The organism is Aquicoccus sp. SU-CL01552, from assembly GCF_040365005.1.
Classification (GTDB): Bacteria; Pseudomonadota; Alphaproteobacteria; order Rhodobacterales; family Rhodobacteraceae; genus Antarcticimicrobium.
The window spans coordinates 95,177-115,907 of record NZ_BAABWV010000002.1 but is presented as its reverse complement, the minus strand read 5'-3'; the positions used below and the strand labels follow the sequence as shown (position 1 = coordinate 115,907).

25 protein-coding genes are annotated in these 20,731 nt (G+C 67.4%); 11 read left to right on the top strand and 14 right to left on the bottom strand.

Annotation, left to right across the window (positions count from 1 at the left end; all coding sequences use genetic code 11):
• The first annotated feature begins 38 nt into the window (after positions 1-38).
• Positions 39-908 (top strand): glutathione-dependent disulfide-bond oxidoreductase, encoded by an 870-nt coding sequence (gene yghU, locus ABWV23_RS03290; protein WP_353344888.1) that lies wholly within the window; start codon positions 39-41, stop codon positions 906-908.
• A gap of 81 nt (positions 909-989) precedes the next feature.
• Here yghU and ABWV23_RS03285 read toward each other — a convergent pair whose 3' ends face one another.
• A complete protein-coding gene (locus ABWV23_RS03285; protein WP_353344886.1) occupies positions 990-1,784 on the bottom strand; it encodes an SseB family protein in 795 nt (264 codons plus the stop codon).
• Complete coding sequence (locus ABWV23_RS03280; protein WP_353344884.1) at positions 1,774-2,376, bottom strand: uracil-DNA glycosylase family protein; 603 nt, start codon at positions 2,374-2,376, stop codon at positions 1,774-1,776. The genes ABWV23_RS03285 and ABWV23_RS03280 overlap by 11 nt, the downstream gene beginning before the upstream one ends.
• A gap of 309 nt (positions 2,377-2,685) precedes the next feature.
• Between ABWV23_RS03280 and ABWV23_RS03275 the strand changes: the two genes are divergently transcribed.
• From ABWV23_RS03275 to ABWV23_RS03260, 4 genes are read left to right on the top strand one after another with little or no spacing between them, the layout of a single operon-like run.
• Positions 2,686-3,345: an ABC transporter ATP-binding protein gene (locus ABWV23_RS03275; RefSeq protein WP_353344882.1), complete on the top strand. Its 660-nt coding sequence runs from the start codon at positions 2,686-2,688 to the stop codon at positions 3,343-3,345.
• Positions 3,323-5,065, top strand: a complete 1,743-nt coding sequence (locus ABWV23_RS03270) for a KpsE/RkpR family capsule polysaccharide export protein (protein ID WP_353344880.1) — start codon at positions 3,323-3,325, stop codon at positions 5,063-5,065. Before ABWV23_RS03275 ends, ABWV23_RS03270 begins: the two co-directional genes overlap by 23 nt.
• A 4-nt stretch (positions 5,066-5,069) precedes the next feature.
• Entirely contained in the window at positions 5,070-5,903 is an 834-nt protein-coding gene (kdsA, locus tag ABWV23_RS03265; protein ID WP_353344878.1) for a 3-deoxy-8-phosphooctulonate synthase, read from the top strand.
• 25 nt (positions 5,904-5,928) lie between these two features.
• Positions 5,929-7,425, top strand: coding sequence for a phosphomannomutase/phosphoglucomutase (locus tag ABWV23_RS03260; protein WP_353344876.1), 1,497 nt, complete (start codon positions 5,929-5,931; stop codon positions 7,423-7,425).
• Positions 7,426-7,583: 158 nt separating this feature from the next.
• On the opposite strand, the gene ABWV23_RS03255 is transcribed toward ABWV23_RS03260, so the two are convergent.
• On the bottom strand, positions 7,584-9,512 hold the full coding sequence (locus ABWV23_RS03255; protein WP_353344874.1) for an AsmA family protein: 1,929 nt from the start codon (positions 9,510-9,512) through the stop codon (positions 7,584-7,586).
• A 128-nt stretch (positions 9,513-9,640) separates the two neighbouring features.
• Here ABWV23_RS03255 and rimO point away from each other — a divergent pair, with 128 nt between their 5' ends.
• Both rimO and ABWV23_RS03245 read left to right on the top strand, forming a co-directional pair.
• The gene (gene rimO, locus ABWV23_RS03250) at positions 9,641-11,035 is read left to right on the top strand and encodes a 30S ribosomal protein S12 methylthiotransferase RimO (RefSeq protein WP_353344872.1); all 1,395 of its coding nucleotides are present in this window, start codon (positions 9,641-9,643) and stop codon (positions 11,033-11,035) included.
• A gap of 191 nt (positions 11,036-11,226) precedes the next feature.
• Complete coding sequence (locus ABWV23_RS03245) at positions 11,227-11,469, top strand: CDGSH iron-sulfur domain-containing protein (protein ID WP_353344870.1); 243 nt, start codon at positions 11,227-11,229, stop codon at positions 11,467-11,469.
• 36 nt (positions 11,470-11,505) lie between these two features.
• On the opposite strand, the gene ABWV23_RS03240 is transcribed toward ABWV23_RS03245, so the two are convergent.
• The 5 genes from ABWV23_RS03240 to ABWV23_RS03220 all read right to left on the bottom strand — a co-directional run bounded on the left by ABWV23_RS03240 (position 11,506) and on the right by ABWV23_RS03220 (position 13,521).
• Complete coding sequence (locus ABWV23_RS03240; RefSeq protein WP_353344868.1) at positions 11,506-11,793, bottom strand: DUF6455 family protein; 288 nt, start codon at positions 11,791-11,793, stop codon at positions 11,506-11,508.
• A complete protein-coding gene (locus ABWV23_RS03235; RefSeq protein ID WP_353344866.1) occupies positions 11,778-12,089 on the bottom strand; it encodes a DUF6455 family protein in 312 nt (103 codons plus the stop codon). Before ABWV23_RS03235 ends, ABWV23_RS03240 begins: the two co-directional genes overlap by 16 nt.
• Positions 12,086-12,370, bottom strand: coding sequence for a DUF6455 family protein (locus ABWV23_RS03230; RefSeq protein WP_353344864.1), 285 nt, complete (start codon positions 12,368-12,370; stop codon positions 12,086-12,088). Before ABWV23_RS03230 ends, ABWV23_RS03235 begins: the two co-directional genes overlap by 4 nt.
• Before the next feature lie 72 nt (positions 12,371-12,442).
• Positions 12,443-12,823, bottom strand: a complete 381-nt coding sequence (locus ABWV23_RS03225) for a YigZ family protein (RefSeq protein ID WP_353344862.1) — start codon at positions 12,821-12,823, stop codon at positions 12,443-12,445.
• On the bottom strand, positions 12,820-13,521 hold the full coding sequence (locus ABWV23_RS03220) for a M48 family metallopeptidase (protein ID WP_353344860.1): 702 nt from the start codon (positions 13,519-13,521) through the stop codon (positions 12,820-12,822). Before ABWV23_RS03220 ends, ABWV23_RS03225 begins: the two co-directional genes overlap by 4 nt.
• 124 nt (positions 13,522-13,645) lie before the next feature.
• On the opposite strand from ABWV23_RS03220, the gene ABWV23_RS03215 reads away from it, so the two are divergent.
• On the top strand, positions 13,646-13,924 hold the full coding sequence (locus ABWV23_RS03215; RefSeq protein WP_353344858.1) for a DUF8831 family protein: 279 nt from the start codon (positions 13,646-13,648) through the stop codon (positions 13,922-13,924).
• Positions 13,925-13,934: 10 nt separating this feature from the next.
• On the opposite strand, the gene ABWV23_RS03210 is transcribed toward ABWV23_RS03215, so the two are convergent.
• On the bottom strand, positions 13,935-14,210 hold the full coding sequence (locus ABWV23_RS03210; protein WP_353344856.1) for a DUF167 domain-containing protein: 276 nt from the start codon (positions 14,208-14,210) through the stop codon (positions 13,935-13,937).
• A 166-nt stretch (positions 14,211-14,376) separates the two neighbouring features.
• On the opposite strand from ABWV23_RS03210, the gene ABWV23_RS03205 reads away from it, so the two are divergent.
• Both ABWV23_RS03205 and ABWV23_RS03200 read left to right on the top strand, forming a co-directional pair.
• On the top strand, positions 14,377-14,955 hold the full coding sequence (locus ABWV23_RS03205) for a nitroreductase family protein (protein ID WP_353344854.1): 579 nt from the start codon (positions 14,377-14,379) through the stop codon (positions 14,953-14,955).
• The gene (locus tag ABWV23_RS03200) at positions 14,940-15,644 is read left to right on the top strand and encodes an EI24 domain-containing protein (RefSeq protein ID WP_353344852.1); all 705 of its coding nucleotides are present in this window, start codon (positions 14,940-14,942) and stop codon (positions 15,642-15,644) included. Before ABWV23_RS03205 ends, ABWV23_RS03200 begins: the two co-directional genes overlap by 16 nt.
• A 24-nt stretch (positions 15,645-15,668) precedes the next feature.
• Here ABWV23_RS03200 and ABWV23_RS03195 read toward each other — a convergent pair whose 3' ends face one another.
• Complete coding sequence (locus ABWV23_RS03195; RefSeq protein WP_353344850.1) at positions 15,669-15,944, bottom strand: DUF1467 family protein; 276 nt, start codon at positions 15,942-15,944, stop codon at positions 15,669-15,671.
• 55 nt (positions 15,945-15,999) lie between these two features.
• Positions 16,000-16,404, bottom strand: a complete 405-nt coding sequence (gene mce / locus ABWV23_RS03190; RefSeq protein ID WP_353344848.1) for a methylmalonyl-CoA epimerase — start codon at positions 16,402-16,404, stop codon at positions 16,000-16,002.
• 158 nt (positions 16,405-16,562) lie between these two features.
• Between mce and ABWV23_RS03185 the strand changes: the two genes are divergently transcribed.
• A complete protein-coding gene (locus tag ABWV23_RS03185) occupies positions 16,563-17,282 on the top strand; it encodes a response regulator (RefSeq protein ID WP_353345252.1) in 720 nt (239 codons plus the stop codon).
• Between the two features lie 9 nt (positions 17,283-17,291).
• On the opposite strand, the gene ABWV23_RS03180 is transcribed toward ABWV23_RS03185, so the two are convergent.
• The 3 genes from ABWV23_RS03180 to ABWV23_RS03170 are packed head-to-tail and all read right to left on the bottom strand — an operon-like array spanning position 17,292 to position 20,610.
• Positions 17,292-18,014 carry a GNAT family N-acetyltransferase gene (locus ABWV23_RS03180; protein ID WP_353344846.1) on the bottom strand — a complete coding sequence of 241 codons (723 nt, stop codon included), beginning with the start codon at positions 18,012-18,014 and terminating at the stop codon, positions 17,292-17,294.
• A 16-nt stretch (positions 18,015-18,030) separates the two neighbouring features.
• The gene (locus tag ABWV23_RS03175) at positions 18,031-19,221 is read right to left on the bottom strand and encodes a DUF1501 domain-containing protein (RefSeq protein ID WP_502901584.1); all 1,191 of its coding nucleotides are present in this window, start codon (positions 19,219-19,221) and stop codon (positions 18,031-18,033) included.
• A gap of 6 nt (positions 19,222-19,227) precedes the next feature.
• Positions 19,228-20,610 carry a DUF1800 domain-containing protein gene (locus ABWV23_RS03170; protein WP_353344842.1) on the bottom strand — a complete coding sequence of 461 codons (1,383 nt, stop codon included), beginning with the start codon at positions 20,608-20,610 and terminating at the stop codon, positions 19,228-19,230.
• Between the last annotated feature and the right edge of the window lie 121 nt (positions 20,611-20,731).

Sequence of the window (20,731 nt, the reverse complement as noted above, 5' to 3'; positions counted from 1 at the left end):
TGACGACGGATCGACACACCACAGCAAGGAACGCGCGCATGACCACCCCCTATACCCCGCCCGAAGTCTGGACCTGGGACAGCGAGAGCGGCGGTCGCTTCGCCAGCATCAACCGCCCCATCGCCGGCCCGACCCACGACAAGGAGCTGCCGGTCGGTCAGCATCCGTTCCAGCTCTATTCGCTGGCGACGCCGAACGGGGTCAAGGTGACGGTGATGTTCGAGGAGCTGCTGGCCGCCGGCCACGCGGATGCCGAATACGACGCCTGGCTGGTCAACATCGGCGACGGCGATCAGTTCGGCTCGGGCTTTGTCGGGGTCAACCCGAACTCAAAGATCCCGGCACTGATGGACCGCAGCGGCGAGACCCCGGTGCGGGTGTTCGAATCCGGCGCGATCCTGCTGCACCTGGCGGAAAAGTTCGGGGCCTTCCTCGGCGCGCCCGGGGATCGGCCCGAGATGCTGTCCTGGCTGTTCTGGCAGATGGGCAGCGCGCCCTACCTGGGCGGCGGCTTCGGCCATTTCTACGCCTATGCGCCGGAGAAATGGCAATACCCGATCGACCGTTTCGCAATGGAGGTCAAGCGCCAGCTTGACGTGCTGAACCGCAACCTGGCGGAACGGCGTTTCATGACCGGCGACGACTACACCATCGCCGACATGGCGATCTGGGCCTGGTACGGGCAGTTGGCGCTGGGGCGGCTCTACAGCGCGGCCACCTTCCTGGACGTGGAGTCCTATGAACACGTCCAACGCTGGGCGAAAGAAATCGACGCCCGCCCGGCGGTGCAGCGCGGCCGCATGGTCAACCGCACCTTCGGCGCGCCGGAAACGCAATTGCACGAGCGTCACGACGCCGGCGATTTCGACACCAGGACACAGGACAAGCTGGAGGCGGAGGGGGCCTGAGCACCCAACCGCTTCTTCTCTTGTAAAATACTCCGGGGTGAATGCGCCGAAGGCGCAGAGGGGCAGCGCCCCTCGCCCCACTCAGCGCAGGATCGGCGGCTTTTCGGGGTCGCGACCGGGTGCGGCCGGGGCCAGCCGCTCGGGCATCTGCGGCTGTGGCAGGTCGAATCGCAGCCCCACCGCGGCAAGCTTGGCGGTGACCGGCGCGTCGCCGTCGAAAAACCCAACATCCATCGCACCGGCCTCGATGCCGGAAAAGGTCAGCGCCTCGCTTGCCGCCTTGGCGAGCGCACCCTGGGCCTGGTCCAGCGCGCCGACGAAACCCAGCAGGTGACCGCGCCGTCCGGCGTCATCGACGGTGCCGACAAGGTAGGCCGCCTGCGCCAGCCCGGCGGCGCTGGCCAGCTTGGCATCCAGCGCCTGCACCAGTTCCTCGGGCAATCCGCTGGGGGTGGTGAATTCCGACAGCCGCGCCTCGGTCTCCTCGGGCGCGTGGCCCAGGGTGTCGTTCAGCCAGTCGACCGCCTCGGAGGGGATCAGGATCGCCGAGGGGGCGACCTCGAGGTTGAGGCCCAGCCCGATGCCCTGCCCGGCGAGCATCTGCGCCAGCACCCGGCCCGAGAGCGCGACATAGGGCGCAGGGCGGGCGGCGAATTGCGCCAGACGATCCTCGCGGTCGAAGGCGAGAACAAAGCGGCCGGCGTCGATCTCGAACAGCTCCGGCGAGATATTGTCGCCCTGCGCCTCTTCGGTCAGCAGCAGGTAGAGTTCGCAATCGGCCACCCGTTCATAGAACCGCAGGCGCGCCGCACCGTCGTCCGGGGTGGCCTCCATCGCGGCATGGGCGACGTCGATCGGGGTTTGTTCAGCGGTCATCCTTCAGCACCTCCTGCACCCGGGCGCGCAGCACCGGCAACAGCTCGGTCGCGAACCAGGGGTTCTTCTTCAGCCATGCGGTATTGCGCCAGGACGGATGAGGCAAGGGAAAGACGCGCGGCGCATGGGCGCGCCAGCCCTTCACCGTCTCGGTCACCGGGGTCTTTACGCCAAGATGCCAGCGCTGCGCATGGCCGCCGACCAGGATGGTCAGCTCGACCGAGTCGAGCGCGCCCATCACCCGCGCGTGCCAGGTCCGGGCACAGAGCGGCGGCGGTGGCAGATCCGCCTTGCGCGCGTCGTAGCCGGGAAAACAGAAGGCCATCGGCACCACCGCCACCCGCGACAGGTCGTAAAACGTGGCCTCGTCAATGCCGAGCCAGTCGCGCAACCGGTCGCCCGAGGGGTCGGTGAACGGCCGCCCCGAGGCATGCACCCGCGCGCCGGGGGCCTGGCCCGCGATCAGCAGGCGCGCGCCGGGGCGGAACCAGACCACCGGACGCGGGTCATGCGCGGTATGGGTGGCGGCGAACCGGTCGGCGCAGAGCCGGCAGGCCGCGATCTCTCTGCCGAGGGCGTCGGCCCCGGTCATCGTCCCTCCCCCATCAACGATGACCGGAGATGTCGCGAAGGTTGTTTCGGAATTGGAAACAGTACAAAAACGCGCCGCCCGGCCCGGTCCGCGCCCGGCCAAGCCGCCCGAGACGGCAGGAACGACGCAGACCGCCCCATTCCGGCCTCAATCTTGTTGGCTTTTTGTTTCACGTTTCGACATAATGTGGCCCAAATCCATATGTAAGCCATTCATACTCCTCTGATAAGGAGTGTAGGCTCGAGCAAAAACAAGACCGACAAAAACACAGGGGGTCCCGCGCCGAGACTGGCGGCACAGGACGACAGCATGCTTGAATTCGAGAACGTCAGCAAATCCTTCTGGACCGGCACCCGCCGCAAGGTGATCCTCGACCGGGTCTCCTTTCGCGTGGAGCTGGGCCGCAGCATGGGCATCCTGGCGCCCAACGGCACCGGCAAGACGACGTTGATCAACATGATGGCCGGGCTGGAGAAACCCGACGAGGGCGAGATCCGGCGCGGCTGCAAGATCTCGTTCCCGCTGGGCTTCATGGGCGGGGTGGTCAGCCGCGTCTCGGCGATGGAGAACTGCCGCTACATCGCCAAGCTCTATGGCATGGATCCCGATTACGTCGAGGCCTATTGCCGGTGGCTCTGCGGGCTGGGGGAATATTTCGACCAGCCGATCGGCACCTATTCCTCGGGGATGCGGGCGCGGTTTTCCTTTGCGCTACTGCTGGCGCTGGATTTCGACATTTACCTGATTGACGAAGGCATGCCGAGCACCACCGACGTGGAATTCAACCGCAAGGCAGGCGCCATCCTGCGCGAACGGCTGCGCACGACCACCATCGTGATCGTGTCGCACCAGGCCGCCACGCTGGAAAAATTCGCCCGTTCGGCGGCGGTACTGATGAACGGCAAACTTCACATGTTCGACACCTTGGAAGAGGCAAAACAACTCTATGACTACGAAACCCAAGGCTAGAAAATTCCGCATCCGTCGCAGCACCCCCTCGGGGAGCAGCGCCGAGCAACCGCCGCGTGAAGGCACCGCCGCCGCCGAGACGCCGGCGACTGAACGGTTGCGCCCGCGCGTCGTCGCCAGCGGCGGCGAGACCAAAGCCGAGGCGACAGCCTCGGCCGAGCCGCCGCAGGGTGCGCCCGCCACTGATTCCACGCCCGCTGCGGGGTCGACCCCGATCAGCGGCGAGGTCTCCTCGGCCCGCGAAACCAGCGCCGAGGCCGAGATCGACGCGATCCGGCGTGAGGCGCTGACCGGGCGTCAGTTGCGCATGGCGCGCCGCGTGGCGCAAAAACACAACCTGGCCGCGACCTCGGATTTCGACGCGGTGCGACTGCTGCGGCAGCGCGGAATCGACCCGTTCAAGCGCTCGAACATGCTGGAACTGGTGGTGCCCCACGCCGAGTCAGGGGACCACTCCGACGCCGCCAAGGACCGGGTGCAACTGCCGCAAACCGTGCCCGGCGGCAAAAGGACCCTGCCCTCGACAGAGACCTCGCCGCAGACCGCGCCCGGGATGAGCCCGGCGGAAGAGCGCGAGAACGAGATCATGGCGATCCAGCGCGACATCGCCCGGCGCCGGCGCAAGAAACTGGCGCTGTTGATGACGCGGCTGATGTTCTTTGTGCTGCTGCCGACCGCGATCGTGGGGTATTACTTTTACGTGGTGGCGACCCCGATGTACGCCACCAAGTCCGAGTTCCTGATCCTCAAGGCCGACAACGCCGGCGGTGGCATGGGGCTGGGAAGCCTGCTGAGCGGGACGCAGTTCGCCACCAGCCAGGATTCGATCGCGGTCCAGTCCTATCTGCAATCCAAGGACGCGATGCTGCGGCTGGACGAGGACGAAGGGTTCAAATCGCATTTCTCGCAGTCCTGGATCGACCCGATCCAGCGACTGGACCCGAACCCCACCAACGAACAGGCCTACAAGCTGTATTCCAAGTTCGTGCAGATCGGATTCGATCCGACCGAAGGGGTGATCCGGATGGAGGTGGTGGCCGCCGACCCCGAGGTCAGCGCCGATTTCGCGCGCAGCCTGATTTCCTATGCCGAAGACCGGGTGAACCGGTTGAGCGAACAGAAGCGCGCCGACCAGATGCGCGATGCGCTGATCGGGTTCGAGAACGCCCAGGTCGAGCGACGCAACGCACAGGAGGCTTTGGTGTCGCTGCAGCAGAAGGGCGCGATCCTTGACCCAGAGGGGGTGATCGCGGCGCTGCGCGGGCAGATCAACAACATCGAGATGCAGTTGCAGGAAAAAGAGCTGACGCTGGCCGCGTTGCTGGACAACCCGCGCCCCAACCAGGCCAAGGTCGATGGCGCCCGCGGCGACGTGCGCCGGCTCAAGGCGCTTCTGGCGCGGCTGAACGAGAAGATGGTCGATGCCTCCAAGGGCGAAAACTCGCTGGCGCAACTCTCGGTGCGCATCCAGATGGCCCAGGCCGACCTGGCCACCCGCGACATGATGCTGCAGTCGGCGCTGCAACAGGTCGAGCAGACACGGATGGAGGCCAACCGACAAGTGCGCTACCTGACCACCTCGGTGCAGCCGGTGGCCAGCCAGGAGGCCAGCTATCCGCGCAAGTTCGAGAATACGATTTTGGCTTTCCTGATCTTTTCCGGTATCTACCTGATGATCTCGCTTACCGCGTCGATTCTCCGGGAACAGGTAACCTCTTGAGCGCATGAAACATGTAGAAGTCGCCGGTCTGACGATCGGGAATGACCGGCCGCTGACCGTGATCGCGGGCCCCTGCCAACTGGAAAGCGGCGATCACGCCCAGATGATCGCCGGCCGGATGAAAGAGGCCTGCGCGGCCGCCGGGGCGCAATACGTGTTCAAGGCCTCCTACGACAAGGCCAACCGCACCTCTCTCTCGGGCAAGCGCGGGCTTGGCATCGACGCCGGGCTGAAGGTCCTGGACGAGCTGCGCCGCGCGATCGGGGTTCCGGTGCTGACCGACGTGCACAGCGAGGCGCAATGCGCGCCCGTGGCGCAGGCGGTGGACATCCTGCAGATCCCTGCCTTCCTTTGCCGGCAGACCGACCTCTTGCTTGCCGCCGGAGAAACCGGGGCAGTGGTGAACGTGAAAAAGGGCCAGTTCCTTGCGCCCTGGGACATGGCCAACGTGGTGGCCAAGATCGAGAGCACCGGCAACACCCGCATCCTTTTGACCGAGCGCGGCACGTCGTTCGGCTACAACACGCTGGTGGCCGACATGCGCGCGCTGCCGCAGATGGCGCAGACCGGCTATCCGGTCGTGATGGACGCCACCCATTCGGTGCAGCAACCGGGTGGGCGCGGCGGCTCGTCCGGGGGGCAACGCGAATTTGCCCCGGTGATGGCCCGTGCGGCGGTGGCACTGGGGGTCGCGGCGGTCTTCATCGAAACCCACGAGGATCCAGATTCCGCCCCCTCGGACGGGCCGAACATGATCCCGCTGGACCAGATGCCCGCGCTGATCGACACGCTGATGCGCTTTGACGCCTTGGCCAAGGCCGACCCGATTGAAATCTGACATTTGTAACTGAGGACAAGTTTGCATGACGCGCCCACTGTACGAGGTGACGCCCAATACCTGGGATTTCCTGAAACTGCCGATGATCAAGCCCACCGGGTTCCGCGAATACGACGCGCGGTGGAAATACCCCGATGAAATCAACCTGCCCGGCGTGACCGCGCTGGGCCTTGGCCTCGGCACCCAGATGCGCCGACGCGGCATCAAGCCCGAGATCGCGGTCGGCAACGACTACCGCGACTATTCGCTGGCGATCAAGAACGCGCTGATGCTGGGGCTGATGCAGGCAGGGATCCATGTCAAGGACATCGGCCCGGCGCTGTCGCCGATGGCCTATTTTGCCCAGTTCCACCTCGACGTGCCCGCCGTGGCCATGGTCACCGCCAGCCACAACCCGAATGGCTGGACCGGGGTCAAGATGGGGTTCGACCGGCCCCTGACCCATGGCCCGGACGAGATGGGCGAGTTGAAAGAGATCGTGCTGTCGGGCCATGGCGCGCAGGCGCCCGGCGGCGGCTACGAGTTCGTCGAAGGGGTGAAAGAGGCCTACCTCGACGACCTCGTCGGCGATTTCAAGATGACCCGCAAGCTCAAGGTCGTCTGCGCCACCGGCAACGGCACCGCGAGCGAGATCGCCCCCGCCCTGTTCGAGCGGATCGGCGTCGAGGTGGTGCCCAGCCACAATGACCTCGACTATACCTTTCCGAACTACAACCCGAACCCCGAAGACATGCACATGCTGCATGACATGGCCGAGACCCTGCTGGCGTCGGGCGCCGACCTCGCGCTGGGGTTCGACGGCGATGGCGACCGCTGCGGCGTGGTCGATGACGAGGGCGAGGAGATCTTTGCCGACAAGGTGGGCGTGATCATGGCGCGCGACCTGGCCAAGATTTACCCCAATTCCACCTTTGTCGCGGATGTGAAATCCACCGGCCTTTATGCCTCGGACCCCGAGTTGCTCAAGCACGGCGTCAAGGCCGACTACTGGAAGACCGGGCATTCCCACATGAAGCGCCGCGTCAAGGAAATCGGCGCACTGGCGGGCTTCGAGAAATCCGGCCACTACTTCCTCGCCGAGCCGATCGGGCGCGGTTATGACTGCGGTATGCGGGTGGCAGTGGAGATCTGCAAGCTGATGGAGCGCAACCCCGACAAGTCGATGTCGGACCTGCGCAAGGCGCTGCCGAAAACCTGGTCGACCCCGACGATGTCGCCCTATTGCGCCGACACCGAGAAATACGAGGTGCTGGAGCGGCTGGTGCAGAAACTGGTCGCCAAGGCCGAGGCGGGCGAGACCGTCGCCGGCCGCGCCATCAAGGAGGTGGTGACGGTGAACGGCGCGCGGGTGATCCTAGACAACGGCTCCTGGGGGCTGGTGCGGGCAAGCTCCAACACCCCGAACCTCGTCGTGGTCTGCGAAAGCGCCCAGAGCGAGGACGAGATGCGCGCCATCTTCACCGATATCGACACGGTGATCCGCTCTGAGCCCTCGGTCGGCGATTACGACCAGCGGATCTGATCCTGCCGGCCGGGCGCCCGAATGTTGATCGGCGCGCCCGGCCCCCGCGCGGCAATTTGAGTATTTGAAAAGAGAAGAAGGGGCGGGTCCGCCGCCTTTTTCCCGTGCTTTTCCCCGTGAAAGACCACCGGCGCCGCAGGCGAACGCCGGATGCCTTCTCAGTTGTTGCCGAAGAGCTTTTTCAACTGCTTGGCGGCCTCGTCCTCGATCCGGTCCTTGATCGCCTCTTCGGTGCTCTGGCCGTCCTCGATCGTCAGGTTCAGCTTGTCCTGCAGCGCCTCCTTGGCCTTCTCTTCCAGCTTGTCCTTTTCCTCTTCCAGCCGGGCCTTGGTGGCGGCGTCCAGGTCGGGGCGGATGCGCGGGCTGGACCAGGACCCGGTGACGCGGACCGGCACCTGCAACCCGGTGCTGTCGTCGCTTTCAAAAGCCACCGGGGTGACGAGGTAGTCCAGATCGCGCGCGCCAAGGCCGATGCGTCCGGCCCCGTCCACCCGGAAACTGGACAGCTGCAATTTCAGATCGTCGTTCTGCAGGTTGCCGCCGCTGATGGTGTAACTGCCGGTGAGGCTGTCGAACACGGTCGTGCCGCCGGTGACGGCGCCGGAGCGGAACAGCTTGTCGAGGTCGATCCCCGAGATCACCCCCCGCCCCACATCGATCCGGCCCTCTCCGCTCAGCGAGCGCATGATCGCGTCCACCGAGGCGCCAGAGCCGAGAAACGCAAGCTCGGCCTCGGCGGCGCCGGAGAACCGGTCGATCCCCGCCAGGTCGGTGAGCAGCGTCTTCATCTCGATGCCCTTGGCCTTGAGGTCGCCGCGCACGGAAAATCCCTTGCGCCCATTGGCGACAAGCTGGCCGCTGAGGCTGCCGCCAAAGGCGGTGGCCGGGGACAGGGTGAGCACGGCGCGCGCCTGCTCCAGCGCCAGCTTGATCCGGGTCGCGCCCAGTTGCGTGACGCCAGTGTCAATGCTGTCGGCCTGCAGCGTGACCGAGGCATCGGCAAGGCCCAGCGCGCTGGCATCGATCGGGCTGGTCGACCAGCCCTCACCACCGTCAGCGGCTCCGGAGTCGGCGCTATCGCCCCCTGCCCCGCCCAGCGCCGAGAGGTCGAGCGCCCCGGCCGCGAGTTCGGCCACCACCTTTGGTTTGCCCGCAAGATCAATGTCCGCCGCCCCGGTGATGCGGTTCTGGTCCAGCACCGCCACGAGGTCGCGCAGCGCCAGCCGCCCGTCGGCGGTATAGGTGGCCTGGGCCGACAGCTGGGCCGCGCGGCCCAGCCCTTGCGGCAGGTCCACCTTGCCAAGGCCCAGCGCCGTCATCAGCGCGCCGGTGTCGGGGCTGTCGGCCTCGATCTGCCCGGCGGCCGCGCCGGCGATGCTGGCCCGCCCTTCAAAGGTCAGCGCCGCCGCGCCCAGCCGGGCCGAGGCGGTCAGCGGCACCACCTTGCCGGCCAGCATCTCCTCCATCGCGGCGATCCGCGCGGTCAGGTCGATGGCCATGCCGCCATGGGCCAGCCGCGCCTGGATATCGGCGGCGGCCTGCCCCTGCGGCCAGTCCAGCACCAGGTCGAGCGGGCCCAGCGCCACCGGCGCCGCGCCGGCGTCGGAATAGCGCAGGCGCGCGCCGGAGAGTTCCAGCCGCTCCAGCGTGGCCGGGGGCGCGGTGCCTTCCCCGGCGGTATCGGCAGCCGCATCAGGCGTGGCCTCGCCAAAGACCCAGTTGCCCAGCCCGTCGGCGCGGGTCTCCAGCATCAGCTCCGGCGATTGCGCGACGATGCGGGTGACCCGGACGGTGCCGGTCAGGAGCGCGCGGGTATCGACCCCGATCGACAGGCTTTCGGCGCGCAGCATCGGGTCCTTGCCGGCCCAATCGGCATTGGCAAGGGTGACCGGGCCGGTCTCGGCCCCCAGCACCGGCCAGACCGAAACGCTGACGCCGCCCTCGAAGGTGACCGCGCGACCGGTGCGTGCCTCGATCTGGTCAGCGGCAATGCTGGCGATGCGCTGTGACGGCAGGAACAGGATCCCCGCCACCGCCACCGCCGCTGCCACGAAAATTACCCCGATGATGCGAAAGACCCATCTCATCGCCCTACCCCTTTACCCATTTACTCGATCGGTTTTGCCCCAGCTTAGCCCCTGCGCCGCCGGGTGCAATCGGGTCTGGGGCGGCTTTGCCCCTTTGCAGCGGGCGCAGAGGCCTTTATATGCGCGCAATGACCTCAAACCCGCCCGATCTGCGCCCCGACCTCGCCCCCAGGCCCCGCATGGCCGACCGCCCCCGTGCCGGCCAGCCCACCATCGGCATGGTATCGCTGGGCTGTCCCAAGGCGCTGGTGGACAGCGAACGCATCCTGACCCGGCTGCGCGCCGAGGGCTATGGCGTGTCGCCGGACTATGCCGGGGCCGACGCGGTGATCGTGAACACCTGCGGCTTTCTCGACAGTGCCAAGGCGGAATCGCTCGAGGCGATCGGCGAGGCGCTGCGCGAGAACGGCAAGGTGATAGTGACCGGCTGCCTCGGGGCCGAGCCGGAGTATATCCGCGAACATCACCCGCGCATCCTGGCGGTGACCGGGCCGCATCAATACGAACAGGTGCTGGACGCGGTGCATGGCGCGGTGCCGCCCGATCCCGACCCCTTTGTCGACCTGTTGCCAGCGGCTGGGGTGAGCCTGACGCCGCGCCATTTCAGCTATCTGAAGATCTCGGAGGGCTGCAACCACAGGTGCAAGTTCTGCATCATTCCCGACATGCGCGGGCGGCTGGCCTCGCGCCCGGTGCACGCGGTGCTGCGCGAGGCCGAGAAACTGGTCGAGGCCGGGGTGAAGGAACTGCTGGTTATTTCACAAGATACAAGTGCTTACGGGCTGGACCGAAAGTATGACTCTCACCTGTGGAAAAATCATGAGGTGCGCAGCCATATCACCGATCTCAGCCGCGAACTGGGCCAGCTGGGCGCCTGGGTGCGGCTGCATTACGTCTATCCCTATCCCCATGTGCGCGAGTTGATCCCGCTGATGGCCGATCCGGACAACGGCGTGCTGCCCTATCTCGACATCCCGTTCCAGCACGCCCACCCGGACACGCTGAAGCGCATGGCCCGCCCGGCGGCGGCGGCAAGAACGCTGGACGAGATCGCCGCCTGGCGTGCGATCTGCCCCGATATCACCCTGCGCTCGACCTTCATCGTCGGCTATCCCGGCGAGACCGAAGCCGAGTTCCAGACCCTTCTGGACTGGATGGACGAGGCGAAACTCGACCGAGTGGGTTGTTTTCAATACGAAAACGTCGCCGGCGCGCGGTCGAACGACCTGCCCGACCATGTTCCGGAGGAGGTCAAGCAGGAGCGCTGGGAGCGCTTCATGCAAAAGGCGCAACAGATCTCGGCAGCAAAGCTCGCGGCGCGGGTCGGCACCACCTGCGAGGTGATCGTCGACGAGGTCGACGATGAGGCGGCCACCTGCCGGACCAAATCCGACGCGCCCGAGATCGACGGAAACCTGTTCATCGACGAGGATTTCGCCGGGCTGACCCCGGGCGACCTGGTCACTGTCGAAGTCGAAGAGGCCAGCGACTATGACCTATGGGGCAGGATTTTGCGAAAGTAATCCGGCCATTTACCCACATCAACACGCCAGTAATTTACATTTCCGAACAATCCGGGTTTTTTCGCTGCTCCACCCTTGCCACCTCTCCGGTCTGCGCTCCGCGCCGCCATCGGGCGGAGGGGCGGACGCGCATTGACCCCGGAGGGCGAAGCGGGCAGCGTTGTCGCAACCACCGAAAGCAGGAGTCCGTGATGACCGAAACGCCGAAGATCGCCCAGAAAGCCCCCTACCCGGTCGAGGTCGAGGCCGGAAAGAATTACTTCTGGTGCGCCTGCGGGCGCAGCGCGACGCAGCCGTTCTGCGATGGCAGCCACAAGGGCACTTCGTTCACGCCGGTGAAATACACCGCAGAGACCGATGGTAAGGTGTTCTTTTGCGGCTGCAAGGCGACATCAAATCCGCCGCTTTGCGACGGGACGCACTCCAAGCTGTAACCCGGGACATCCGGAAATTCCCTTGCGCCTTTCGGCTCAATGCGGCGTCTGATCGCGCCGCAACGTCTTCAGGATTTCTCCATGGGCGCAAAAGCTTGGCGGCGCGGCGGGCCAGTCGGCCTGTTGCGCCAACCAGGACTCGCACAGGCTGCGAAAGGCGCAGCCCTGGCAACGCTCGACCATGTCGACGTAATCGTCCAGGTGAAGCACACCCGCGCTCATTGCATTGGACAGGTTGACACCGGTAACCCGCGCCACCGACCGGGTCAGCCAGAAATGGCGGTCCAGCGTGTCGGTCCCACTGGTTCTCAGTCCGTCGCGCATCTGATATCCCTCCCTCCGAATTTTTTTTCGTCCGGGGCACAACGCTGCCGCAGGGCGGCGAACCGTGCTCGGTTCAGGCAGGTCTCCGGGGCGCAGGGCGCGGTGTCATGCGCGTCCAGCCAGCCCTCGCACGCCCCTGCCCATTCGCATCTGCGGCAGGTCTGGACCATCTCGGCCCATTCATCCTGGCTCAACACTCCGGCCTCGTGGGCGGCGACCAGATCGGTCTCCGTGGCCTTGGCCATCCGGGAGATCAGCCGCACGTGTTTCATGACCTGTCCCAGAACTACGCTCATGCCGATCTCCCTTCTTTTCTCGGGGTCTGCGTCACCACCAGCCGCGCGAACATCTCGCGGTTCTCGCAATACGCCGGGGCCACCACGGCCCCGACCGACGCGCCCGGACCCTCGGCACAGCGCCCGTCACCGGAACAGCCGGTGCAGCGCAGGACGGCATCGGCGATCTCGTCGATCCTCAGCCGCCCGGCGAGCGCCGCCTCCTCCAGGTCGATGCCCAGAACCGTGGCCATCCGGTCCACCAAGGCGGCGTGACGTTTAAGCGTGTCGCGGTTTTGCATCTTTCAAACCCTCGGGGCAGTGACCTGTCCCCGAAGCTTAGCAAAACGGGCCGCTTGCCCCCTTGATGCAGGTCAACCGTCCGAAAGGCCGGTTTGATCGAGATAGGCCCGGACCGCATCCTGCACCCGGCGAAACCGGTCGCCGCCCAGTTTCTTGCCACCGTACCAGCGGGTGACGATCACAAGGTGATCCTCCAACCCGGCCCGCTCGAGCATCCGCAGGATCACCATGCCGGCGCCGGATTCGCCATCATCGGCCTTGAGCGCGCCGGTGGCCGACAGCCGCGCCGCCCAAGTGTTGTGGGTTGCCTTGGCATAGCTGCGATCGGACTTCAGCGCCGCGAGTTGTGCGTCGATCTCGGCCCGGCTGCGCACCGGCGCGCCGCTGACCGCATAGCGCGATCCGCGGTCGCTGAGTATCACACCTAGGCGGGTCAGGTCCGCCTCTCTCATCCCTGCCCCCCCGACGGCTGGGCCCCCGACGCCTGCAACATCCGCACCGTCTCGCGCACCACACGGATCCGCTCGGCGTTGGGCGGATGGGTGCCGAGGAACCGGTCGCCCGGATCGGGAAGACGGATGAAGTATTCCGCCCCGCGCGACGGATCGAAGCCGGCGCCATAGGCGATCACGGTGCCCATCTGGTCGGCCTCGAGCTCGAAATTCTTGGAATAGCTGCGCGCGCCCACCGCCGCGCCGATCCTGCGCGCACGTACCACTGCGGCGGGGCTGGCGCCGTCCTTCGTGGCGAGTTCGCCGAAGATCTCGGCGCCGACGGCGGCATTGCGCGCCTGCCGGTCGAGGTGGCCCAGGATGTGATGCGCGGTCTCGTGGCTGAGCACGAAGGCAAGCTCATCGGCGCTCCGGGTGCTGTCGATCAGTGCCACGGTAAACAGGATCACCGGCCGGCCGTTCCGGTCGACCGACTGAAAGGCGTTGGGCTCGTCGCGTGGATTGGGGTCGACCTGGATCAGGAAATCGCAGTTCACCCCGCTGGTCTGGCTCTGGCAGACCTCCTCGGCCACGGGCTCGACCGCCGCCACCACGGCGCCAAAGGTACGCCGGGCCTCCAGCACCGCGTCGGAGGGCGGCGGGGCCACATCGCAGCCGGCCGCGACAAGCAGGATCATCAACAGGGAGAAGCGGCGCATCGCGCGGGCCTTTTTCCGGATCGTTCGGCGCAGACATTACCACAGCGGCGCCCGCCCGCCAGCCCCGCCCAAGATCCGTGCGAACCGGCTTGCAAAGATCGCCGCGCGGCGGCACAGTTCCCCCATGTTTACCATCGAGCACGAATTCGACGCCACCGTGATCACCCTCGTGGACGAGGGCGAGGTCCCGTTGCAGGAGGACGTGACGATCAACGCCTTCGCCGAATGCGTGACGGTCGAGCAACTCGATCCGCGCACCGACCGGCTGCAAAAGATCACCCTGTCGCCGGAGCAATTGCGCGATCTTGCCGCCGCGCTGGACCTGCCCGAAGGGGTGTACCAGTTGCGGATGGTAAACGCGGATGACCCGGACTCGGCAGACGGCCCGGACGGCGACGCCTAGCCCGACAGACTCATCCGAGGAAAACGAACACCTTGTCGCGCGCGGTCTGGCCCCGGCGCAGTTCGAGGCGCGAGGGCGCGACCTTCATTGCCGCAGCCAGCAGCGCCTGCACCGCGCCGTTGGCCTTGCCGTTCTCGGGTACCACGGTGACGGTGGCGCGCAGGGTGTCGCCATCGCGCGTCAGGCTGTTGCGCGCCGCCTTGGGGGTGACACGCAGGGATATCTCGGTGCCTGGCCGGGCCAGGTCCGATAGGTCGGGCAGGTCGCGGATCTTTGGTTTTGCCATGACTTTCTATAGCGCCGCCACCGGGGCGAAGGCCAGAGGCGGCATGCCGCGGCCAGAACTCATGGCCGCGCGGTCTGGCCCGCCGCCCCCTTTGCGCGGTTTTCCCCTTGAAACTCGCCTCCCCCGCCCTGAGATTGGGAGGGACGAATGTAAACAGGTTTCACATATGCCCGATCCCAATCCCGCCGCGCTGGACTTCCTGCTGAGCCGCCGGTCACGCCCAGCCAAGACCCTGCGCGCCCCGGCCCCCACCCGCGAGGCGCTGCAACCGCTGTTGCAGGCCGCCGCGCGCAGCCCCGATCATGGCAAGCTGGAGCCCTGGCGCTTTGTCGTGATCGAGGCCGGCGCGATGCCGCGCCTGGCCGATCTGGCCGAGGCCCGGGCCCGCGCGCTGGAGCTGGACGAGAGCGACATCGCCAAGGCCCGCGCCCAGTTCGACCAGGGGGTGCTGGCGGTGGCGGTCATCGAGGTGCAGAAGCCCTCGGACAAGATCCCCGCCATCGAGCAAAGCTATTCCGCCGGCGCGGTCTGCCTGGCGCTGCTCAATGCCGCGCTGGCCTCGGGCTGGGGCGCCAATTGGCTGAGTGGCCGCGTCTCGCACGACCGGACGTTCTGCGAGACCGGGCTGGGGCTGGCCCCGCATGAGCGGGTGGCAGGGCTGATCCATATCGGCACCGAAACCACCGCCCCGCCGGAACGACCCCGCCCGGACCTGGACGCCATCACCGAATGGGTGAGCCGGTGATCCTGAAATCCTTTCTGCTCGCCCTGTCTCAGATCGGCGACCCGCGGTTCCGGCGCGTGTTGTTCCTGGGCATCGGGCTGACCTTTGCGCTGCTGGTCGCGGCCTATGCCGGGTTCCTGGTGCTGATCGAGGTCTTCGTCGGACCCGAGGCCACCCTGCCGATCCTGGGCGAGGTGCGCTGGCTGAACGATCTGCTCAGCCTGTCGTCCTTCATCTTCATGATCGTGCTGTCGTTCTTCCTGATGATCCCGGTCGCCTCGGCGATCACCTCGATGTTCCTCGACGAGGTCGCCAAGGCAGTGGAGGATCGCCATTACCCGCAGCTTCCGCCGGTACCCTCGGTGCCGTTCTGGGACGCGCTGCGCGACACCGTGAATTTCCTCGGTGTCCTCGTCGCCGCCAACCTGCTGGCCTTCATCCTCTACGCGCTTTTGCCGATGGCCTCGGTGTTCATCTTCTGGGCGCTCAACGGGTTCCTGCTGGGGCGGGAATATTTCACCCTCGCGGCGATGCGGCGGCTGGGACGCAAGGGCGCCAAGGAGCTGCGGGCGAAGCATCTGGGGACGATCTGGCTGGCCGGGACGCTGATGGCGATCCCGCTGTCGGTGCCGCTGCTGAACCTGGTGATCCCGATCCTCGGGGCGGCCACCTTCACCCATATCTATCACCGGCTGGAGGCGCGGCGCTGAGCCGGCGCGCCTCGGTCCGCCCGCTCAGTTCACCGGCGGCAGGCTCTTGGTCCAGTCCAAGGAGTCGACCGAGATCCAGCCGGACAGAATGATACCGCAGATCACCGCCCAGAGCACAGTGGCCACGCCGGTGGTGATCCAAGCCTTTTTCTTAAGGTAATGATGCTCCGGGGCGCCGGCATGGGTGCCCTCGACCACATCGCCCATGTCGCCTTGCGTCTTCAGCCGGATCGGGATCGCGATGAAAAAGGTCATGAACCAGACCACGGCGTAGAGCACCATTGCGGATACGATCGACATGGGAAACCTCCGGATGTGGGCGCCCCCGGCGCGGGGGCCTGCCCGTTGACCTAGCTCAGACCTGTTCCAGCTCTACCAGGCAGCCGTTGAAATCCTTGGGGTGCAGGAACAGCACCGGCTTGCCATGGGCGCCGATCTTGGGTTCTCCACTGCCCAGCACGCGGGCGCCGGTGGCCTTGAGGTGGTCGCGCGCGGCGAGGATATCCTCGACCTCGTAGCAGACATGGTGGATGCCGCCCGAGGGGTTCTTGTCGAGGAAGCCCTGGATCGGGCTGTTCTCGCCCAGCGGATAGAGCAGCTCGATCTTGGTGTTGGGCAGTTCGATGAACACGACGGTGACGCCGTGGTCGGGCTCGTCCTGCGGATCGCCGACCTTGGCGCCCAGCGCGTTGCGGTACTGGTCCGCCGCCGCCTCGAGATCGGGAACGGCGATGGCAACATGGTTCAGGCGGCCGATCATGGTGGCTCTCCTCGCGGCTGGAATGGTGTTGCCCGGGTTATGGGCGTTTGACCGCGCAAGGGCAAGTGGGCGCGGCGCCGGGCCGCGTTAACCGCGCGTTAGTCAAGTCCGGCCTACCCTGCCTGCACCGCAAAGGGAGAGCCCCAGCCATGCCGGAAATGGAAGACCGCGATGCCTTCGCCCTGAAGCATCTGCCCGGCCCCCGGGCCCGACCGCTTCTGGGGCTGACCGTCCTGATGGTCGAGGACAGCGCCTATGCGGCCGAGGCGCTGCGGCTGATGTGCCTGCGCAGCGGCGCGCGGATCCGCCGTGCCGATTGCCTGAAATCGGCCCGCCATCACCTGCAGGCCTATCGCCCCTCGGTGCTCATCGTCGACCTGGGCCTGCCCGACGGCACCGGCCTCGACCTGATCGAGGAGGCCGCCGGTCGGTTCCCTCGGATCGGTGCGATCCTGGCCCTCTCTGGCGACCCCATTGGTGAGGATATCGCGATCGCCGCCGGCGCCGACGGGTTCCTGGGCAAGCCGGTCGCCTCTCTGGCGCGGTTCCAGTCGGAGATCCTCGCCCTTCTGCCCGCCGAGCTGCGGCCGGAGAACACGGAGTGCGCGGAGGAAGAGATCATCCACCCCGATCCGCTGGCCTATCGCGACGACATGGCCCATATCGCCGACATGCTGAGCGACGGCCACGAGGGCAAGGTGCTGGACTATGTCGCCCAGTTCCTGCGCGGGGTGGCCCGCAGCGCCCAGGACACCGCCCTGGCCGAGGCCGCTGCCGGACTGGCGCAGGCACGGGCGCAAGGGGCGCCGCTGACCTCGCCCACGGCGCGGCTCGCCGGGCTGGTCCAACAGCGGCTGTGCGAGGCGCCGCCGATCTGAGCCCACGGCTCAGAGCGTCGGATCGGAGCTGACCCGCACCAGCCGGGTGAGATCGCCCAGACGCTCCCGCTGGCGCCCGTCGGCATCGAAATTCGCCGGGTCCAGCCAGGCGGAGAACGCCTCGCGCAGGGCCGGCCAGTCCCGGTCGGTCACGGCAAACCAGGCGGTGTCGCGGTTGCGCCCCTTGATCACCATGTGCTGCCGGAACACCCCCTCGTAGCTGAACCCGAGCCGCTGTGCCGCCGCGCGCGAGGGACGGTTGAGCGCATCGCATTTCCATTCGTAGCGGCGATAACCCGCATCAAAGGCCCAGCCCATCATCAGCACCATCGCCTCGGTCGCCGCACGGGTACGCTGCAACGCCGGTGCGAGGGCGATGTTGCCCACCTCGATCACCCCCATCTGCGGCTTGATCCGCAGAAAGCTGGCCACCCCGCCACAGGTGTCGCTGGCCAGGTCGCGGATCGCATAGAACAGGGTGTCCGGGTCCTCCACCGTGTCGCGCACCCAGCGGTGATACTGCGCCGCCGCGCGGAACGGACCAAAGGCCATGTAATCCCACAGGGCCTCATGCCCGGCATAGGCCCGGAACAACAGAGCTGCATGCGCCTCGGCCGAGAGCGGTTCAAGCCGGGCGTAGCGCCCCTCCAGGACCACGCCCGAGGGCATCGGCGGCGGGGTCCAGCCCGCGACAGGCGGACCGAGCGGGCGGGTGGGGTTCGGATCGGTCATGATGTCACCGGCCGGGTCATCGCAACAGGCGCGGGTCGTCGCCCATGTCGAGGCCCGGGAACACCCGGCCCTCGAGCCCGGCGCGATCCAGCCCGGCCACCCCGCGCAGCACCCAAGCGGCGGCGGCGCGCACATCGCCGGTCGGCATCAGGTCGCGCCGGTCATAGAGCGCGGCCTCGTCCAGACCCGGCCAGCGCCCGTGCACCTGGCCGCCGCGCAGGGCGCCGCCGGCCAGCATCATCACCCCGCCGGTGCCGTGGTCGGTGCCGCCGGTGCCGTTGACGCGCACGGTGCGGCCGAACTCGGTCATCGCAAGGATCGCGGTCTTGCCCCAGACCTCGGGGCCCAGCCCGTCGTGCAGGGTGGTCACGGTCTCGGCCAGCTGGCCCAGCGCCGGGCGCAGTGTGCGCGATTGGTTGCGATGGGTGTCCCAGCCGTTGACCGAGAAGGAGACCAGCCGCGCATCGCCGCGCAACTGCTCGGCGGCGAACTCGGCCACCGGCACCATGCCACCGCCGCCGGCGCGCGGCGGCGCCATCGCCCCGTTGCCGCCCTCCATCGCCGCCCCGCCCGACAGCATCAGCGCCTCGGCCAGCGCCGGGTGGAACAGCGGGTCGTCCTGCATCACCAGTTCCGCCAGCCGGACCGCCTGCGGGCTCATCGTGAGTTCGGCCTCGGGCGACCAGTCGGCCACCGGGGCGGCGCCGGCCAGCACCTTCATCTCGCCATGACCCAGCGCAAAGGCGGTCTGCGCCTCGACGCCCGGGACCAGTTGCAGCATCCGGTTGAGCCAGCCGTCGCGCGCCCCGGCAAGATCGCCGGTGCCGGCCTCGAGCAGGTCCTGCCCGTCGAAATGGCTGCGCTTGTCACGATAGGGGGTCGAGACCGCGTGCACGAACCCCAACTCGCCCCGCGCCCAGAGCGGCATCAGCGGCGACAGCGCCGGGTGCAGCCCGAAGAACCCGTCAAGGTCGACCCCGCCCTGCCCCGCCAGCGCCCCGCGCAGGGCGGCGTATTCCGGCGCGCCACGGGGCTGCACCACGTCGAGCCCGTCCATGCCGCCGCGCAGGATGATCACCACCAGCCGCGTATCCCAGGGAGCGGCGGCAAAGCTGACCGGCGTCCAGAGCGGGCTGGCCGCCGCCGAGCACCCCAGCACGGCGCTGCGGGCAAGAAAGGCACGGCGGGAAAGGTCCTTGGTCATCATGGCCCCCTATCGGCGCTGAAAGGCCGGCGCGGCGAGCACCAGCCCCACCGCCTCGGCCCGGGTTTCGGCGGCCCGCGCGGCAAAGCGCACCGGCTCGGGCGCCGCCGCGCCCAGCGCTGTATCGACAAAGGCGCGCGGGTCCGGCAGATCGGCCAGCAGCCGGCGCGGCACCGCCATCGCCCAGCGCAGCCGCGCCGAGAGCCCCTGCGGCGTGATCCAGGCGGCATCCGCCTCGGGCCAGCCATCCGGGCCGGTCGGACGCTGCCAGAACTGCCCCATCGCCCGGATCGGTTGCAGGATCAGCCGGTTCACCTGACTTTCCTTCGCGGTCTCGATCCGCTCAGGTGCCACCGCCAGCGCCCGACAGGCCGAGGCAATGAAATCGAACGGCGGCTTGACGTTGCCAGGTCCGTCATCCCAGGCCGCCGGATGTTCCAGCATCGCGGCATAGACCGCCCGCAGATCGCCCCCGGTGGCCAGGAACCGCGCCGCCATATGCGCCACCAGCCCCGGATCAGGCGCGTCCGAGACAAAATGCACCGCCAGCTTGCGCGCGATGTGATCGGCCGTCGCCGGATGGACCGCCAGGTCGTGCAGCGCCTGCTGCACCGCCTCCAGCCGCGCCGGGTTGCCGCCATAGCGTCGCCCGAGGACCACCTCTTCGCCCGGCTCGGCCCAGCCAGGGCGAAATTCCCTTGTTCCGGTCCGACCGATGGTGAGGCCAGTGAACAGCTCGGCCAGTTGGCGCACGTCCGCTTGGCCATAGGGGCCGTCGACTCCCAGCGTGTGCAGCTCCAGCACCTCGCGCGCGAGGTTCTCGTTCAGCCCGCGGGACTTGCCCTTGCGGCGGGCAAAGGCGCTTTGCGGCCCGACCGAGACCCGCTGATCGAGATAGGTCAGCATCATCGGGTGAGTCACCGCCGCGACCAGCAGATCCCCGAACCGTCCCGACAGGTTGGGCCGGATCGCCGCGTCGACATAGATCGACACCGCGCTGCGCTGCGGGCCGCTCTTTCCGACGGTGGTAAAGTGATCGGCCCAGAACAGCGCCAGACGCTCGCGGAAACCGCTTTGGGTTTCGCTCCAGCGCAGCACGGTCTGGCCCAGACCGCGCAGCAGGTCGGCGCGAAAGCCCCGGCTCATGTTCATTGCCTGATCGGCCAGTTCATCGGCCCGGGCGCCGCTGGCCTTGCGCCGCTGTTTCCTCAGCTCCAGCCATTGCGCGCGCCGCTGCCAATAATCCCGATGAGAGACCATCGGAAAACGGGCGGCCATCCGGTCGGGTCCGTCCAGACCGGCCAGCATTGCCTCGAGCGAGGGGGCGGGCGCGACCTGCGGCGACAGCCCGCAGCCAAATCGGATTTCGGCATGGTCGGAAGAAAAGCTCACGGCTGGAACCCACGCGGATCAGTTTGCCTCACGCGGGCAGCTTAAACCGCAACGCGGCCCGGTTCCTAGTCGAAGGGGCCGCGTCAGGTCGGTTTTTTCATCGCTCGGCGGAGGTCCGCCC

What these genes read in the sequence shown, in the direction of transcription:
- ABWV23_RS03205 (WP_353344854.1), top strand. Translation starts at nt 14,377, where the DNA reads ATGCCCGATCCCAATCCCGCCGCGCTGGACTTCCTGCTGAGCCGCCGG.
- ABWV23_RS03255 (WP_353344874.1), bottom strand. Translation starts at nt 9,512, where the DNA reads ATGAGATGGGTCTTTCGCATCATCGGGGTAATTTTCGTGGCAGCGGCG.
- ABWV23_RS03195 (WP_353344850.1), bottom strand. Translation starts at nt 15,944, where the DNA reads ATGTCGATCGTATCCGCAATGGTGCTCTACGCCGTGGTCTGGTTCATG.
- ABWV23_RS03230 (WP_353344864.1), bottom strand. Translation starts at nt 12,370, where the DNA reads ATGCAAAACCGCGACACGCTTAAACGTCACGCCGCCTTGGTGGACCGG.
- ABWV23_RS03260 (WP_353344876.1), top strand. Translation starts at nt 5,929, where the DNA reads ATGACGCGCCCACTGTACGAGGTGACGCCCAATACCTGGGATTTCCTG.
- ABWV23_RS03275 (WP_353344882.1), top strand. Translation starts at nt 2,686, where the DNA reads ATGCTTGAATTCGAGAACGTCAGCAAATCCTTCTGGACCGGCACCCGC.
- kdsA (WP_353344878.1), top strand. Translation starts at nt 5,070, where the DNA reads ATGAAACATGTAGAAGTCGCCGGTCTGACGATCGGGAATGACCGGCCG.
- ABWV23_RS03215 (WP_353344858.1), top strand. Translation starts at nt 13,646, where the DNA reads ATGTTTACCATCGAGCACGAATTCGACGCCACCGTGATCACCCTCGTG.
- ABWV23_RS03175 (WP_502901584.1), bottom strand. Translation starts at nt 19,221, where the DNA reads ATGATGACCAAGGACCTTTCCCGCCGTGCCTTTCTTGCCCGCAGCGCC.
- ABWV23_RS03200 (WP_353344852.1), top strand. Translation starts at nt 14,940, where the DNA reads ATGGGTGAGCCGGTGATCCTGAAATCCTTTCTGCTCGCCCTGTCTCAG.
- rimO (WP_353344872.1), top strand. Translation starts at nt 9,641, where the DNA reads ATGACCTCAAACCCGCCCGATCTGCGCCCCGACCTCGCCCCCAGGCCC.
- ABWV23_RS03235 (WP_353344866.1), bottom strand. Translation starts at nt 12,089, where the DNA reads ATGAGCGTAGTTCTGGGACAGGTCATGAAACACGTGCGGCTGATCTCC.
- ABWV23_RS03245 (WP_353344870.1), top strand. Translation starts at nt 11,227, where the DNA reads ATGACCGAAACGCCGAAGATCGCCCAGAAAGCCCCCTACCCGGTCGAG.
- mce (WP_353344848.1), bottom strand. Translation starts at nt 16,404, where the DNA reads ATGATCGGCCGCCTGAACCATGTTGCCATCGCCGTTCCCGATCTCGAG.
- ABWV23_RS03185 (WP_353345252.1), top strand. Translation starts at nt 16,563, where the DNA reads ATGGAAGACCGCGATGCCTTCGCCCTGAAGCATCTGCCCGGCCCCCGG.
- ABWV23_RS03225 (WP_353344862.1), bottom strand. Translation starts at nt 12,823, where the DNA reads ATGAGAGAGGCGGACCTGACCCGCCTAGGTGTGATACTCAGCGACCGC.
- ABWV23_RS03285 (WP_353344886.1), bottom strand. Translation starts at nt 1,784, where the DNA reads ATGACCGCTGAACAAACCCCGATCGACGTCGCCCATGCCGCGATGGAG.
- ABWV23_RS03220 (WP_353344860.1), bottom strand. Translation starts at nt 13,521, where the DNA reads ATGCGCCGCTTCTCCCTGTTGATGATCCTGCTTGTCGCGGCCGGCTGC.
- ABWV23_RS03270 (WP_353344880.1), top strand. Translation starts at nt 3,323, where the DNA reads ATGACTACGAAACCCAAGGCTAGAAAATTCCGCATCCGTCGCAGCACC.
- yghU (WP_353344888.1), top strand. Translation starts at nt 39, where the DNA reads ATGACCACCCCCTATACCCCGCCCGAAGTCTGGACCTGGGACAGCGAG.
- ABWV23_RS03210 (WP_353344856.1), bottom strand. Translation starts at nt 14,210, where the DNA reads ATGGCAAAACCAAAGATCCGCGACCTGCCCGACCTATCGGACCTGGCC.
- ABWV23_RS03240 (WP_353344868.1), bottom strand. Translation starts at nt 11,793, where the DNA reads ATGCGCGACGGACTGAGAACCAGTGGGACCGACACGCTGGACCGCCAT.
- ABWV23_RS03280 (WP_353344884.1), bottom strand. Translation starts at nt 2,376, where the DNA reads ATGACCGGGGCCGACGCCCTCGGCAGAGAGATCGCGGCCTGCCGGCTC.
- ABWV23_RS03180 (WP_353344846.1), bottom strand. Translation starts at nt 18,014, where the DNA reads ATGACCGATCCGAACCCCACCCGCCCGCTCGGTCCGCCTGTCGCGGGC.